This window comes from Actinomycetota bacterium (assembly GCA_040881665.1).
Classification (GTDB): domain Bacteria; phylum Actinomycetota; class UBA4738; order UBA4738; family HRBIN12; genus JBBDWR01.
The window spans coordinates 40,386-54,026 of the sequence record JBBECT010000006.1 but is presented as its reverse complement, the minus strand read 5'-3'; the positions used below and the strand labels follow the sequence as shown (position 1 = coordinate 54,026).

Sequence of the window (13,641 nt, the reverse complement as noted above, 5' to 3'; positions counted from 1 at the left end):
GATCGTATTGCGTATGCGCGGATCCCTGTTCACATGGTTCCACGCCCGCCTTCACGCTGACGAGCGTGGATTCACCCTCGTGGAGGGGATGGTCGCGGGCATGATCCTCGCCGTGGGCGCCTTTGCGGTCGCCCAGGCGCTCGGCTACGGCCTCACGACGAGTGGACTCGCCCGCGAGCGACTCGCGGCGCAAGCCGGCGCTGAGGAGCAGATGGAGTTCGCGCGATCCCTCAACTACGAAGCTCTGGCCTTGAACCAGGATTCGCTCGTCGGAGGCGAAGTGCCGCACTCGGCAAACGAGAGCAATCCCGATTTCTGGGTTGACGAGGATGCCCAAACCTACAATCCCACGGGCGCAGCGTGCGTCGGGGGTGGGAGCACCTGCTACGAGCCGTTGATCGTCACGCCCGAGGAGCCGGGCACGCCTCAGCTGACGCACGTGCAGGATCCGTTCTCCAGAGGGAACACCGAGTTCGAGGTGTACGTGTACGTCACGTGGGTCGATCTGGATGACGGCGGATCGACCGAAGACCTCAAGCGAGTCACCGCGGTCGTCACCTGGGACAACCCCAAGCCCTTCGCCCGACAGCTGAAGATCTCGTCCCTGTTCTCGAACGGCGAGGTGCCTTACGTCGTACCCGAATCGTCGACGAATCAGGGGCCCTCGGTGGGTTGTCCGGACATCACCGCGAACGCCCTCACCGTGAACCTGACAGCGAGCGCGTCGGACACCGACGGCACGATCGATCGCATCGACTGGGAGTTCGGTGACGGTGCCTCGGTCACCGACGGCGGCGTGGACCAGCAGCACACCTACGCCGGTGTAGGGACCTATCAGATCAGCAACACCGTCTACGACGACGACGGCGCCACCGCGTCCAACGCCGGGGCGAACTGCACGGTCACCGTTTCCACGGCAGGCGGAGGCGGGAACGGCGGACCGAACGGCACGATCTCGATCCTGAATGGGCAGGATTACACGACCTCGGCCCAGGTCACATTGAACCTGTCCTCAGCTGGTGCCACTCAGATGCAGCTGTCGACCGACGGACTGACGTGGGGTGCCGCTCTGACCTACGCGACCTCCCCACTGTATACGTTGACGTCGGGAGACGGGACGAAGACCGTCTACGTGCGGTTCATCGACTCGTTGGGCAAGCACGGCGCGACGGCGTCAGATTCGATCCTCCTCGACACTGGAGCTCCAGCGGCCGTGCCGACGGGACTGATCGGTACGAGGGCCGTCAACAACCTCTCGACCGTGCTGAGCTGGACTGCCCCGTCACCGCTCCCCGCGGACTTCGGTGGATATCTCGTCTACCAGCGCGCGACGACACCGCCGAACCTGCCCTACTCGCAGGTCACCTGTGTGACGGAAGGCAGCCCACAGCCGAAGTGCCGAGTGAGCGGTCTGAACAACCAGACCGACTACCAGTTCTACGTCGTCGTCCAGGATCTCGCCGGCAATATCGGTGGAGCCAGCAATGTCGTCTCGGTCTGATCCCCGGGAGGGCGGGTTCACGCTCGTCGAGGTCATGGTGACGCTGATGATCATGAGCATCATCACGACCGCCGTTCTGGGGGTCGCCATGAGGGCGTTCAAGGATACGAGCATCATCTCGAACCGCCGCGACGTGCTCGGCGACGGCCAGATCGCACTGCAGCGCTTGACCAAGGATCTGCGCCAGGGAGTATCGGTCGACGCGGGGACGAGCACCGCAAGCCGGATCGACGTGGACACCTACATCGACGGAGACCCGCACGACATCTCGTGGCGCGTCCAGGGGGGTTCTGCCCCCTACACGCTGGTCCGCGCGGTCGACGGGGGCACCGCGGTACCGCAGCTCTCGCAACTTGCTTCGGACCAGGTGTTCACCTATCCCGACGACCTCTCGGTCGACATCTCGCTGGACCTGGATACGCACACGCAGGATGTGCCGATCCAGGCTGACGTCTTCTTGCGCAACGCGACGACCACCTAACGGAGGGATCGGACACCATGCTCTCGAGGCTTCGACGCGAGGAAGAGGGCTTCGCCCTCGTGACCGCGATCATCCTGCTGACGGTGATGACCCTGCTGATGGTCGTGGCCCTTTCAGCGGGCAACGCCGCGTTCAACCTTGCGGAGAACGGTGCGCGCTGGTCGCGCACCCTCGGGGTAGCCGAATCCGGACTAAACGACGCGATCGGCCGGCTCACCGCCGACCGGGCCGCGACCTCGGACTGTGCGGTCGACGATCCGGTGGATGTCTGCACGCCCATCGACGGTCAGGACGGCGAGTACCAAGTGAGTTGGCGCACGGTGGGCGCCGGAGACGTCGAGATCGAATCCGTGGGGTACTACCCGACGATGACCGGTGCGCGACAGATCCGGAAGGTGCAGATCTTGTTGGAGCCGATCCCGACGTTCCGCTACGCCCTGTTCTCCGCGTCCGACATGGAGGTCAAGAACGACCAGAACATCGCCGGGGACATCTACGCCACGAACAGCGTCACGATCGGCCAGAACACCACGATCTGCGGCAGCGTGCTCAGCGCTAACGGGGGCGTGACGATGGCGAACAATTCCGTGGTGCTCAAGTCCCACACGTTCCCCAGCGGACACGAATGCACCGACAAGGAAGGCAGTGTCTGGACGGGGGGTGAGCCCGGCATCGCGATGAGCAACGGCGCGAGGACCGAAGGCGACGCGAAGGCCTCCGCACCGTCGAGCGTGAGTCCCGGGTGCGCTACGCAGGCGCTCTACAACATCACCGGCGGTACGGTCGAGGGTCAGGCAACCGCCTGCGGCACGATCACCTCGTCGGTACCCAATCTACCGGCCCAGCCGCGCACCCTGACCGAGCCCCCCGCCGTGGTTCCGCTGCCGGCGTTCACCTTTGACCCGACGAACTACCCGTCGCTGAACTGCTACCCGAGCAGCGGGACGTGCGGAGCGACGAACACTTCGGCGACCGCGGTGACGCAGTTCAACGCGGTCTCGAAATCGGACATGTCCGGCTCGTTCGCGATCTGGCAGACGCAGCCGAGCAAGACGACGCGGATCGATCTGGATGGTCTCTCGCTCGGAGGAGACCTGACCATCATCACGAACGCGCCGATCGACTTGGGTAACACGGGCACGATCAGCACGAGTGTGCCCGGGGTGACGGTCGTGATCGTCTCGCTCTACGTGCCACCCACGGGGACGACGTGCACGACGAACGGCGGTGACTGCAGCATCTACGGGAAGAACTCGGTCGTGTTCGACTCGGGCACTTCCACGGACCCCGACGACGGTGTTGCCGGCGTCTTGTACACGCCGGGGAAGATGGCCTTCAAGAACTCCTCCAACTCGGCCGAGGGTGCCCTCTACGCGGGTTCGATGAACATCAAGAACGGATTCGACATCGTCTACAACTCCCGGATCGAACGGATCCTGGGTTTCGGCACCGGGCTCGAGCAGACGCTGTGGAACGAGTGCCGGCCGACGAGCGACCCCTGGGCCTGCCTCTAGACGCCGGGTCCCACCTTGGAGCCGCATCACCGAATAGGCTCCCGTCCCGATGACGACCTTACGAGCCATCATCTTCGGTCTGTTCGGCCTGCCGATCGGCAGCTTCCTTACGGTCGTGGTGCACCGCGTCCCCAACCGGGAGTCTGTCGTCGCGCCGCGCTCGAGGTGTCCCTCGTGTGGCGCCGAGCTCCGGAACGTCGACAACATCCCCGTCGTGTCGTGGCTGCTCCTTCGCGGCCGATGTCGCTCGTGCGGCGCACGGATCTCGGTCGTCTATCCGATCGTGGAGCTCGGGACCGCCGGGCTGTTCGTCGCTGCAGCGCTCGTCTTCGACGATCTGTGGGTGGCGGTGATGATGGCGTTGTTCCTCGCGCTGATGCCGCCGATCGCTGTGATCGACATCCGCCACCGGATCATCCCCAACCTGATCACCTATCCGGCGCTGATCGTTTTCCCCGTGTATCTGGTGATCGCCCGGCTGTTCGGAGCGCCCGTCGACCTCGCCCGAGCGGGGTTCGGGCTCGCCATCTATGGGGGGGCGCTGCTGCTGATCGCGGTCGTTGTCCCCCGGGGCATGGGGATGGGCGACGTGAAGCTCGTGGCGCTGATCGGCCTCGTGCTTGGCTCTCTTGGCCTGCGCTACGTGGGGGTCGCGGCCGGCGTGGGGATCCTGCTCGGGGGGATCGGGTCGATCGTCGCGCTGCTGATCGGGCTCGGGCGGAAGCAGGCGATCCCGTTCGGGCCCTACCTCGCGGCCGGCGCGATGATCGCCGCATTCTTCGCCGAACCCATCTCGAGGGCCTACCTCGATCTGACCCTGCCGGGCTGATCCCTTCGGGCCATCGCCCGTCGACCGCGCCGCATCACCCGATCGGCCCACCCCGCCGCAGGTCTGTCGGGGGAGAGCATTGTCGTTACCTGTGTGAATCTTTGGGGCACTTGGGAATCACACCTACGTAATTACGCTCGGATTGCCGAGGGTACAGAGATGAACCGCATTGACACGATCTGTGGCAGACGGCTACGTTCCGTGAGCTTGTGGCTCAGGAGCGTCGGAGAGGCGATCTGAGCGTGATGTTGCAAGTGTTGCCGACGTGGCGCCCGAGCCACACGTGGAGACGGAGCCGGTGAGCCAGAAGTCCGGAGTGGGGGACCGCCTGCTGACCGTCGCTGAAGTGGCGGACATCATGCGCGTGTCCAACATGACCGTGTACCGCCTGATCAAGAGCGGGCAGCTGGCGGCGATCCGTGTCGGCAAGAACTACCGGATCCGGGAGTCGGAGATCGAACGCTACCTCTCGGAGCGCTCGGTCTGGGTGGAGGGCGAGTAGCGTGCCGCGACGGACCCGGATCGGACTCGACATCGGCTCGACGAGCGTTCGGGCGGTCGAGCTCGGCGGCGGCAACCCTCCGTCCCTCGTGCGCGCCGCCCAGGTCGCGCTGCCGGTCGGTGCCGTCGAGAACGGTGAGGTTCGCAATCCCGAGATCGTCGGTGAAGCCCTCAAGGAACTGTGGAGCCGCGGCGGGTTCAAGGGACGCCAGGTCGTGCTGGGTGTCGGCAACCAACGCGTTGTCGTCCGCGAGGTCGCCCTTCCGTGGCTCCCGGAGAAGGAACTTCGCGAGTCCCTCGGATTCCAGGTGCAGGAGTTCATCCCGATGCCGGTCGACGAGGCCGTGCTCGACTTCGACGTGCTCGGTGAGTTCGAGCAGGAGGACCGCAAGATGCTGCGGATCCTCCTCGTCGCGGCCCAGAAGGGGATGGTCGAGGCCCTTGTCGACGCCGTGGACCGCGCGAAGCTCGTCCCGATCGGTCTCGATCTGATCCCGTTCGCCCTCGTTCGGTCGATCGGCAGTGCCGAGGCGGGGATGGAGCTCGAGACGCCCGGCGACGAGGCGGTGATCGACGTCGGATCAGACGTGACGAACATCTGCGTCCACGCGGACGGGATCACGCGCTTCGTACGGATCCTCCCGTCGGGAGGCAAGGACGTCACGAGCACGATCGCCCGCGACCTCGGGCTGGAGGACGACGTCGCCGAACGCGTGAAGAAGGGCGAGGAGCTCGAGGGCGCCCCGTCGTTCGACGACGTGCACCGCGTCGCGATGACGCGAGCGAGCGCCTTCGTCGACGAGGTTCGCTCGTCGCTCGAGTTCTACACGGCACAGGTCCCCGGCGCTCGTGTGGGCCGCCTCCTGGTCACCGGTGGCGGTTCGAAGCTCGAGGGCTTCCTCGAGATGCTGCAGGAGCGGATCCCCGTCCGGGTCGAACGCGGCCACGCGTTCGGAACCGTGCGACCTCAGCTCAAGCTCTCCGACGCGGCGATGGGAGAGGCCGAGCCGGTGCTTGCCACCGCGGTCGGCCTTGCGATCCCGGAAGGAGGAGGCAAGTGAGCCAGGTCAACCTCCTCCCCCCCGAGATCAAACAGCGGCAGAAGCTGCGGCAGCGAACGGCCCTGGTGATCCTCGGCGTGGTCGGTGTGCTCGTGCTGATCGGTGCGTACTACGTGCTTCAGACGATGAACCTTTCGAGCGTCGAGGACGAGCTCGCGGCGCAGGAACAAACGAATGCCGCCCTTCAGACGAAGATCGCGAGTCTGCAGGAGTTCGGCGATCTACAGACCGATCTCGCGGAGAAGGAGGCGCTCGAAGCGCAGGTGTTCGCCGGTGAGGTCGCGTGGTCGGGCATCCTCTTGGACGTCTCGCGCGTGATCCCGCCCGACGCGGTCCTCGACAACTTGAGCGGAACCACCGCGGCCACCGGCGCGGCGGCGACCGTCGTCGATCCCACTCTCGCGGACACGGGGATCATCGGCACCTTGACGTTCACGGGCACCGTGGCCAACCTCGAGGCGGCTACGGTCTGGCTGACGAGGCAGACGCAGGTCGATGGCTGGGTGAACCCGTTCTCGTCCGTTTTGACGGAAACGTCGCCGCGGAGCAGGCAGTACACGTTCTCCAGCTCGGCGGACCTGACCGACGACGTCGTTACCGAACGCGGCCGGGAAGTTGAGGAGATCGCGTGAACAAGCGTGCGCCGCTCATCGCAGCCGTGGCCGGAGTTCTACTCGCGGTGCTCGTGATCTTTTTCCTCGTCATGCCGAAGCGAGCACAGGTCTCGGAGAAGCAGGATGAGCTCGACCAAGCGGAGCAGCAGGAAACCTCGTTGCAGCTGACGCTCGCTCAACTCGAGGCGGCGAGAGAGGACGCCCCGGTGACGAACGAGAAGATCCGGCAGATCGGCACGATGATCCCGCCGACGGAAGACCAGCCCGGGATGATCTTGCTACTGCAGAGCGCGGCTGACCGCGCGGGTGTCGATCCGTTGTCGATCTCGACCGCCAACCCGGTCGCGGCCGAGGGCGCGGAGTACTCGACGGTGATCGTCACGCTCGACACGAGCGGAACCTACTTCGCGCTCGAGGAGTTCCTGTACAACCTGGAGACGCTCCCTCGAGCCGCGAAGGTCACGTCGGTATCGCTGACCGGGGGCACGACGACCGCGGCGACGACGGAGGAGACGACCACGGAAGAGACGGCCACAGACACCACGACCGCGACGACGGCCGAGCTCACCGGGCAGTTCACCGTTGAGTTCTTCACGACGGACATCAGTGCCGGGCCGAACTCCGTCCCGGGTCCGAGCGAAGACGCTGCTGCTGAACCCGCGACCGAGGGAGGTGCCTGATGGCGATGACCGAGCGCGACCGACGGGCTTTGATCATCCTCGGCGTGATCGCGGGGATCGCCGTCGCCTTCTTCCTGGTCACGCAGGTGCTCGGGGGAGGAGACGAGGAGACGGCGGCACCGACACCGGCTCCGGTTCCTGCGAGCGGTGCTCCCGAGCCCGAGCCGACCACCGCCTCGCCGACGCCGACGAAGTCGCCGAAGGAGGTCGTGAACTTCAGCGGGCGCGACCCATTCTCGACGCCACCGGAACTGGCTCCCTCTCCGACCGTGACGGCGACCACGACGACGAGCCCGACCTCGACCGAGACCACGGCGGACCCGGAGACCGATCCGGCGAAGCCCGCGGACGACCAGAGCTCGAACGTCGCCGGCAAGCAGGTGACCCTCACCACGGTCTACACACGCGGGGGAACGCCCCGGGTGACCGTGGATGTCGAGGGGAAGGTCTACGACGAGGCGGTCGGAGGAACGTTCGACCAGAACTACGAGGTGCGGTCGATCGACACGACGAGCAGCTGCGCGACGTTCGTGTACGGCGACGAGTCGTTCCGCCTCTGTTCGGACGCTCCGAAGTAGCGAACGGAGCAAAGGTCACCGGCGTTCCGCCCACGGGGGGAGCGGTCGCCGGTTCGAGGGCGGCCCCATTGGGGCCGCCCTCTTCCATGTCCGGAGGCACGCCGCCACGCGACTTCCGAGGGTCGTCGCCCCTGTTCACTCCCTATGATGAGACGCATGTTGCGGATGCTGACGGCCGGGGAATCCCACGGGCAGGCGCTCGTGGCCACCCTCGAGGGGCTGCCGGCCGGTGTGCCCGTCTCCCCGAAGCAGCTCGCCGACGAGCTGGCCCGCCGCCGCCTCGGGCACGGGCGCAGCGGCCGACAGAAGTTCGAATCCGATCTGTTCGAGATCCTCACGGGCGTCCGGCACGGTCGCACCCTCGGGAGCCCGATCGCGGTGGTGATCCCGAACAAGGAGTGGGACGCGAAGTACTCCGAGCTGATGGGGGTCGAAGGCGAGATCGACCCCGATGACCGGCTCACGCGGCCCCGGCCGGGACACGCGGACCTCGTCGGCGTCCAGAAGTACGGTTTCGACGACGTCCGCAACGTGCTCGAGCGCGCGAGCGCTCGGGAGACGGCGGCGCGCGTAGCGGTCGGGTGCTTCGCGAAGGCGTTCCTGGCCGATCTCGGGATCCGGGTGCTGTCCCACATCGTGAGGATCGGCAAGGTCGCGGTTCTCGCGACCGCCAAGCCACCGCGGCCCGAGGACCTCGAGGGCATCGATGCGTCGCCCGTTCGCTGCTTCGACCCGACGGTCTCCAAGAAGATGGTGGCCGAGATCGACGCGGTACGGAAGTCGCGGGACACGATCGGCGGCACGTTCGAGGTCCTCGTGTACGGAGCGCCGCCCGGCCTCGGCTCGCACGTGCACTACGACCGCAAGCTCGATGCCCGGTTCGCGCTCGCGCTGATGGGGATCCAGTCCGTGAAGGGTGTCGAGGTCGGGGACGGATTCGCGCTCGCCGCCCGGCTCGGATCAAAGGCGCACGACGAGATCGTCTCGCGCAGTGGGGAGCTGACCCGCAGGACGATGCGCGCCGGCGGGATCGAGGGCGGGATGAGCACCGGTCAGCCGATCCGGGTGCGGGCCGCGATGAAACCGTTCTCCACGGTGCCCAAGCCCCTGTCGACGGTGGACATCGTCACCCGCGAGGAGGCCGTCGCGATCAAGCAGAGGACCGATGTCTGCGCCGTCCCGGCCGGTGGCGTGGTGGGGGAGGCGGCCACCGCGTACGTGATCGCCGACGCCGTGCTGGAGAAGTTCGGCGGCGACTCCGTCGGCGAGACCCGTCGCAACCTCGAGTCCTACCGGGAGACGCTCGCGTGATCGTCTATCTCGTGGGCATGCCCGGGTCGGGCAAGAGCGTCGTCGGCGCGGAGCTCGCGGGCCGGCTCGGCGTTCCGTTCGTCGATCTCGATCACGAGATCGAGCGGGAGGCGGGCAAGTCGATCACGGCGATCTTCGCCGACGAGGGCGAGCCGGCCTTCCGGGCGCTGGAAGCGCAGGTGCTGACGAAGGCGGCGGCCGACGATCCGAGCGTGGTCGCGTGCGGAGGCGGCGTCGTGATCGAGCCGGCCAACCGCGTCACGCTGCGTGCCACGGGCCACGTGGTGTTCCTGGACGTCCCGATCGACATCCTGAAACGCCGTGTGCGGCCCGCGGCCGAGCGACCGCTGATCCACGAAGAAGGTGATCTCGAGCTGCTCCTCGCCCAGAGGGAGCCGGCCTACCGGGAGTTCGCCGCGCACGTGGTCGACGGCAGCGGCACGCCGGGAGCGGTTGCGGCGGCGATCGAGCAGGAGCTGCGAGGCAGCGCGTGAAGCGGGAGCGCCCGTGCGTCGCGTGAGCGTCGCGATCCCCGGCCGGCCCTACGAGGTGACGATCGGCGAGGGGCTTATCGCCGCCGCCGGCGAGCACCTCCCCGAGCTTCCCGCGGCTTCGCGCGCGTTCGTGGTCAGCGACCGCACGGTCTCCGACACGTGGTTCGAACCGCTCGCAGCCTCGTTGCGTGAGCGGGATCTCGAGCCGGTGCTGCTCGGGGTGCCCTCCGGCGAGGAGGCCAAGACGCTTCAGGTCCACGGCACGCTGGTGCGCCAGCTCGCCACGCAACGGGCGCATCGCGGTGACCTCGTCGTGGCGCTCGGCGGCGGTGCGGTCGGGGACCTCGCGGGGTTCGTCGCGGCCAGCTACGCGCGTGGCGTGCCCTTCGTGCAGGTCCCGACGACGCTCACCGCGCAGGTCGACGCTGCGATCGGCGGCAAGACCGCGGTGAACCTCCCGGAGGGCAAGAACCTCGTCGGCGCCTTCTACCAGCCCTCGGCGGTGCTTGCCGACGTGGGGACGCTCGCATCGGTGCCGGATCGGGATCTGCGATCCGGGCTGGCCGAGGTCGCGAAGTACGGGCTCACGCTCGACACCGAGCTGCTCGCGCTGCTCGAAACGCGGCTCGACGTCGTCCTCGCGCGAGAGCCCGAGGTGATGGTCGAGCTCGTCGCGCGTTGCGTCGAGGCGAAGGCGCGCACGGTCGCCGAGGACGAGAAGGACGAGGGAACGCGGCTCTTCCTGAACTACGGGCACACCTTGGGTCACGCGCTCGAGCGGATCGAGTCCTTCGCCGGGCACACCCACGGCGAAGCGGTCGCGATCGGGATGGTGTTCGCGGCCCGACTGGCCGAGGCCGTCGGAATCGCCGAGCCGGGACTTACCGCCCGGCACGTGCGGCTGCTCACCTCGTTGGGCCTGGAGGCCGAGGTCGGGCTCCCTCCGGTGGAGGAGATCCTCGATGCGTTTCACCTCGACAAGAAGTTCCAGGGCGGGATCCGCTTCGTCCTGCTGCGGGGGATCGGACAGCCCGAGGTCGTCGACGGCGTGCCCCGGGACCGGATCCGTGCCACGCTAACCGCGATGGGAGCGCCGGCCTGAGGGTCGCGCATGCCGGCGACCGACGGGGACCGACCACCGACGCGGAGAGAGGGAGACACGGGATATGCGCGTGCTGTACGTGTTCGGTCCGAACCTCGGAGCGCTGGGCGAGCGTGAGCCGGAGAAGTACGGGACCCAAACGCTGCCCGAGATCATGGAGGGTGTTGCCAAGCGCGCCGCCGAGCTCGGACATGAGGTCGAGTGGCGTCAGTCCGACCACGAGGGCGAGATCCTCGGATGGGTGCGCGGAGCCTCGGGCGACGGCTTCGAGGCCGTGGTGCTGAACGCCGGGGCCCTGACCCATTCCTCCTACGCGCTCCGGGACGCGATCGAAGCGGGCGAGGCGCCCGTGATCGAGGTGCACCAGACGAACATCTATGCGCGGGAGGAGTGGCGGCGACACTCCGTGATCTCGCCGGTCTCGCGCATCACGATCGCCGGCGCGGGAACGCTCGGGTATCACCTCGCGCTCGAAGCCGTCTCGGGCCTGTAACCGGCGTGGATCACGCGGGGCGCCGCACACGGGTCGCGGCTCGTCTGGCGGAGATCGGGGTCCCCACGATCCTCGTCACCGATCGGGCGAACGTGCGCTACCTCACGGGATTCACCGGGAGCGCGGGAGTGCTCCTGCTGAGCGGAGATCGACCCGCCCTCCTGCTGACCGACGGCCGGTACACCGAGCAGGCCAGACGAGAGGGATCCGGCGTCGAGGTGCTCACGCCGGCCACCGGGCTGCTCCGTGCGGCCGCCGAACGCGCGGTGGATGCCGGCGCCTCGCGGATCGGGTTCGAGACGTCGCTGCCGTACGCGTCCTTCGGCGACCTCGCGGAGCGGCTCGACGGCGTCGAGCTGATCGGTGTGTCCGGGTTGGTCGAGGGGGAGCGTCTGACCAAGGATGCCGACGAGGTCCGGACGCTCGAGCGAGCCCAGGCGTGTACCGACGCCGCCTTCGACGCGGTGATCGGGGGGCTGCGTCCGGGGGTCACCGAACGGCAGGTCGCGCTCGAGCTCGAGATCGCGATGCGCCGGGCCGGGGCGGACGACCGGGCGTTCGAGCCGATCGTCGCGTTCGGCGAGCGGGCGGCCGAGCCGCACCACGCCCCGACCGATCGCGCGCTGACGACCGCCGACGTCGTGAAGATGGACTTCGGCGCCCTCGTGGACGGCTACCACGCGGACATGACGCGGACCGCTGCCCTCGGCGATCCGGGTCCCGAGCTCCGGCGGATCCACGCGACGGTCCTCGGCGCGCACGAGGCGGGCGTGGCGGCGCTGACGCCGGGGGTCCAGGTCCGCGAGGTCGAGGCCGCCGCGCGTGCGGTCGTCGAGGAGGCCGGGTACGGACACGCCTGGGTGCATCCGCTCGGACACGGGGTCGGACTCCAGATCCACGAAGCACCGATCCTGCGCCGTGACGAGCGGACCACGATCCCCGACGGCGCGGTCGTGACGATCGAGCCGGGGATCTACGTCCCCGGTCTCGGGGGCGTGCGGATCGAGGACATGGTCGAGGTCACCGAGGACGGCCCTCGCCCGCTGCCGGACGCGTCGAAGGACCTGCTCGTCCTGTGACGCGATCACGGACGGCCTCTAGGCTCTCGTGGTCCGATCGGCGAAGAGCACGGCGCGAGGAGTCTGTGTGAGCGTTTCGACCAACGATCTGAAGAACGGGATGACCCTGAACCTGGAGGGAGCGCTGTTCCAGATCATCGAGTTCCAGCACGTCAAGCCGGGCAAGGGCGGGGCGTTCGTCCGCACGAAGCTGCGCAACGTCAAGACGGGCGCCGTGATCGAGAAGACCTTCAACGCCGGAATAAAGGTCGGGATGGCGATCGTCGAGCGCAAGGAGATGCAGTACCTGTACCCGGACGGCGACGACCTCGTGTTCATGGACCTGCAGACCTTCGACCAGCTCCACGTGCCGGCCTCGATCGTGGGCGGCGCCAAGGAGTTCCTGAGCGAGAGCGCCACCGCGCAGGTCTCCACCCACGAGGGAACGCCGATCGCGGTCGAGCTGGCTGCCTCGGTCGTGCTGGCCGTCGCATCGACCGAGCCGGGCGTCAAGGGCGACACACGGACGAACGCCCTGAAACCGGCGACGATGGAGACCGGCGTCGTGGTCCAGGTTCCGCTGTTCATCGAAGAGGGCGAGCGCGTCAAGGTCGACACGCGTTCGGGCGACTACCTCGAGCGGGAGAAGTAGGACGGTGGCGTCGCGGCGCGACGCCCGCAGGATCGCGCTGGACATCCTCTGTCAGGCCGACATCCTGGACCACGATCCTCTGGTCGTGCTCGAGGAGTGGGGGACGTCGGGACGAGCCGTGCCGCCGTTCTCCCGCGAGCTGGTCGAGGGAGCGACGGACGCGCTGCCCGAGATCGACGAGGTGTTGGGCAGGCTCGCGGAGGGCTGGACGGTGGAGCGGATGCCGGCGGTGGATCGCAGCGTGCTCCGGCTGGCGGTCTACGAGATCGTGCACCGCGACGATATCCCGGCGGCGGTGGCGATCGACGAGGCGGTCGAGGCGGTCAAGCAGCTCAGCACGGAGGACTCGGGACGGTTCGTGAACGGGGTGCTCGGCCGGCTGGCCCGCGAACGCGAGCCGGCCGACTGAAGGGGTGTGCCGACCCCGACCTCAGTCGGTGGTCTTCTCGGCCTTGGTGTCGGTGGACTCGACAGTGGTGTCCGCGGCGTCGGCCTCATCCACGTCGTCCGCCGTGCCTTCCTTCATCCCCTTCTTGAACTCCGACTGTGACCGGCCGATCGAGCGGGCGAGCTCGGGGATCTTCTTGGCGCCGAACAGCAGCGCGACGACACCCACGATGATCGCGATCTCGGTCGGGCCGAGGGAGATGGCCAGCATGGTGACTCCTTGTCTCGGGCGACCTCAAGTGTAGTGCTATCCTCTCTGGGCAGCACTTCCCCTTTAAGTCCGGTCCGGTGAGGCCGGGAAGGGAGCAACCGAGGATGAGGCCCA

17 protein-coding genes are annotated in these 13,641 nt (G+C 67.7%); 16 read left to right on the top strand and 1 reads right to left on the bottom strand.

The window, feature by feature from the left end:
• The first annotated feature begins 13 nt into the window (after positions 1–13).
• The 16 genes from WEF05_09950 (at position 14) to nusB (ending at position 13,278) form a co-directional block, all read left to right on the top strand.
• Positions 14–1,501, top strand: a complete 1,488-nt coding sequence (locus WEF05_09950) for a PKD domain-containing protein (GenBank protein ID MEX1102204.1) — start codon at positions 14–16, stop codon at positions 1,499–1,501.
• Positions 1,485–1,982: a type II secretion system protein gene (locus WEF05_09945; GenBank protein ID MEX1102203.1), complete on the top strand. Its 498-nt coding sequence runs from the start codon at positions 1,485–1,487 to the stop codon at positions 1,980–1,982. The genes WEF05_09950 and WEF05_09945 overlap by 17 nt, the downstream gene beginning before the upstream one ends.
• A 17-nt stretch (positions 1,983–1,999) precedes the next feature.
• Complete coding sequence (locus tag WEF05_09940) at positions 2,000–3,496, top strand: hypothetical protein (protein MEX1102202.1); 1,497 nt, start codon at positions 2,000–2,002, stop codon at positions 3,494–3,496.
• A gap of 49 nt (positions 3,497–3,545) precedes the next feature.
• Positions 3,546–4,325: a prepilin peptidase gene (locus WEF05_09935; protein MEX1102201.1), complete on the top strand. Its 780-nt coding sequence runs from the start codon at positions 3,546–3,548 to the stop codon at positions 4,323–4,325.
• A gap of 298 nt (positions 4,326–4,623) precedes the next feature.
• Positions 4,624–4,827 (top strand): helix-turn-helix domain-containing protein, encoded by a 204-nt coding sequence (locus WEF05_09930; GenBank protein ID MEX1102200.1) that lies wholly within the window; start codon positions 4,624–4,626, stop codon positions 4,825–4,827.
• A gap of 1 nt (position 4,828) precedes the next feature.
• Entirely contained in the window at positions 4,829–5,887 is a 1,059-nt protein-coding gene (pilM, locus tag WEF05_09925) for a type IV pilus assembly protein PilM (GenBank protein ID MEX1102199.1), read from the top strand.
• Complete coding sequence (locus WEF05_09920) at positions 5,884–6,519, top strand: hypothetical protein (protein ID MEX1102198.1); 636 nt, start codon at positions 5,884–5,886, stop codon at positions 6,517–6,519. Before pilM ends, WEF05_09920 begins: the two co-directional genes overlap by 4 nt.
• Positions 6,516–7,181 (top strand): type 4a pilus biogenesis protein PilO, encoded by a 666-nt coding sequence (gene pilO / locus WEF05_09915; protein ID MEX1102197.1) that lies wholly within the window; start codon positions 6,516–6,518, stop codon positions 7,179–7,181. Before WEF05_09920 ends, pilO begins: the two co-directional genes overlap by 4 nt.
• Complete coding sequence (locus WEF05_09910; protein MEX1102196.1) at positions 7,181–7,759, top strand: hypothetical protein; 579 nt, start codon at positions 7,181–7,183, stop codon at positions 7,757–7,759. Before pilO ends, WEF05_09910 begins: the two co-directional genes overlap by 1 nt.
• Positions 7,760–7,915: 156 nt before the next feature.
• A complete protein-coding gene (gene aroC, locus WEF05_09905) occupies positions 7,916–9,070 on the top strand; it encodes a chorismate synthase (GenBank protein MEX1102195.1) in 1,155 nt (384 codons plus the stop codon).
• A complete protein-coding gene (locus tag WEF05_09900; GenBank protein MEX1102194.1) occupies positions 9,067–9,564 on the top strand; it encodes a shikimate kinase in 498 nt (165 codons plus the stop codon). The genes aroC and WEF05_09900 overlap by 4 nt, the downstream gene beginning before the upstream one ends.
• Before the next feature lie 13 nt (positions 9,565–9,577).
• Positions 9,578–10,666 (top strand): 3-dehydroquinate synthase, encoded by a 1,089-nt coding sequence (gene aroB, locus WEF05_09895; GenBank protein ID MEX1102193.1) that lies wholly within the window; start codon positions 9,578–9,580, stop codon positions 10,664–10,666.
• Positions 10,667–10,730: 64 nt separating this feature from the next.
• A complete protein-coding gene (locus tag WEF05_09890) occupies positions 10,731–11,159 on the top strand; it encodes a type II 3-dehydroquinate dehydratase (protein ID MEX1102192.1) in 429 nt (142 codons plus the stop codon).
• Between the two features lie 5 nt (positions 11,160–11,164).
• Positions 11,165–12,238 (top strand): Xaa-Pro peptidase family protein, encoded by a 1,074-nt coding sequence (locus tag WEF05_09885; protein MEX1102191.1) that lies wholly within the window; start codon positions 11,165–11,167, stop codon positions 12,236–12,238.
• Between the two features lie 67 nt (positions 12,239–12,305).
• Complete coding sequence (efp, locus tag WEF05_09880) at positions 12,306–12,869, top strand: elongation factor P (protein ID MEX1102190.1); 564 nt, start codon at positions 12,306–12,308, stop codon at positions 12,867–12,869.
• A gap of 4 nt (positions 12,870–12,873) precedes the next feature.
• Entirely contained in the window at positions 12,874–13,278 is a 405-nt protein-coding gene (gene nusB, locus WEF05_09875; protein MEX1102189.1) for a transcription antitermination factor NusB, read from the top strand.
• Positions 13,279–13,299: 21 nt separating this feature from the next.
• On the opposite strand, the gene tatA is transcribed toward nusB, so the two are convergent.
• On the bottom strand, positions 13,300–13,527 hold the full coding sequence (tatA, locus tag WEF05_09870; GenBank protein MEX1102188.1) for a twin-arginine translocase TatA/TatE family subunit: 228 nt from the start codon (positions 13,525–13,527) through the stop codon (positions 13,300–13,302).
• Positions 13,528–13,641: the final 114 nt, after the last annotated feature.

What these genes read in the sequence shown, in the direction of transcription:
- WEF05_09950 (MEX1102204.1), top strand. Translation starts at nt 14, where the DNA reads ATGCGCGGATCCCTGTTCACATGGTTCCACGCCCGCCTTCACGCTGAC.
- WEF05_09945 (MEX1102203.1), top strand. Translation starts at nt 1,485, where the DNA reads ATGTCGTCTCGGTCTGATCCCCGGGAGGGCGGGTTCACGCTCGTCGAG.
- WEF05_09940 (MEX1102202.1), top strand. Translation starts at nt 2,000, where the DNA reads ATGCTCTCGAGGCTTCGACGCGAGGAAGAGGGCTTCGCCCTCGTGACC.
- WEF05_09935 (MEX1102201.1), top strand. Translation starts at nt 3,546, where the DNA reads ATGACGACCTTACGAGCCATCATCTTCGGTCTGTTCGGCCTGCCGATC.
- WEF05_09910 (MEX1102196.1), top strand. Translation starts at nt 7,181, where the DNA reads ATGGCGATGACCGAGCGCGACCGACGGGCTTTGATCATCCTCGGCGTG.
- aroC (MEX1102195.1), top strand. Translation starts at nt 7,916, where the DNA reads ATGTTGCGGATGCTGACGGCCGGGGAATCCCACGGGCAGGCGCTCGTG.
- WEF05_09890 (MEX1102192.1), top strand. Translation starts at nt 10,731, where the DNA reads ATGCGCGTGCTGTACGTGTTCGGTCCGAACCTCGGAGCGCTGGGCGAG.
- tatA (MEX1102188.1), bottom strand. Translation starts at nt 13,527, where the DNA reads ATGCTGGCCATCTCCCTCGGCCCGACCGAGATCGCGATCATCGTGGGT.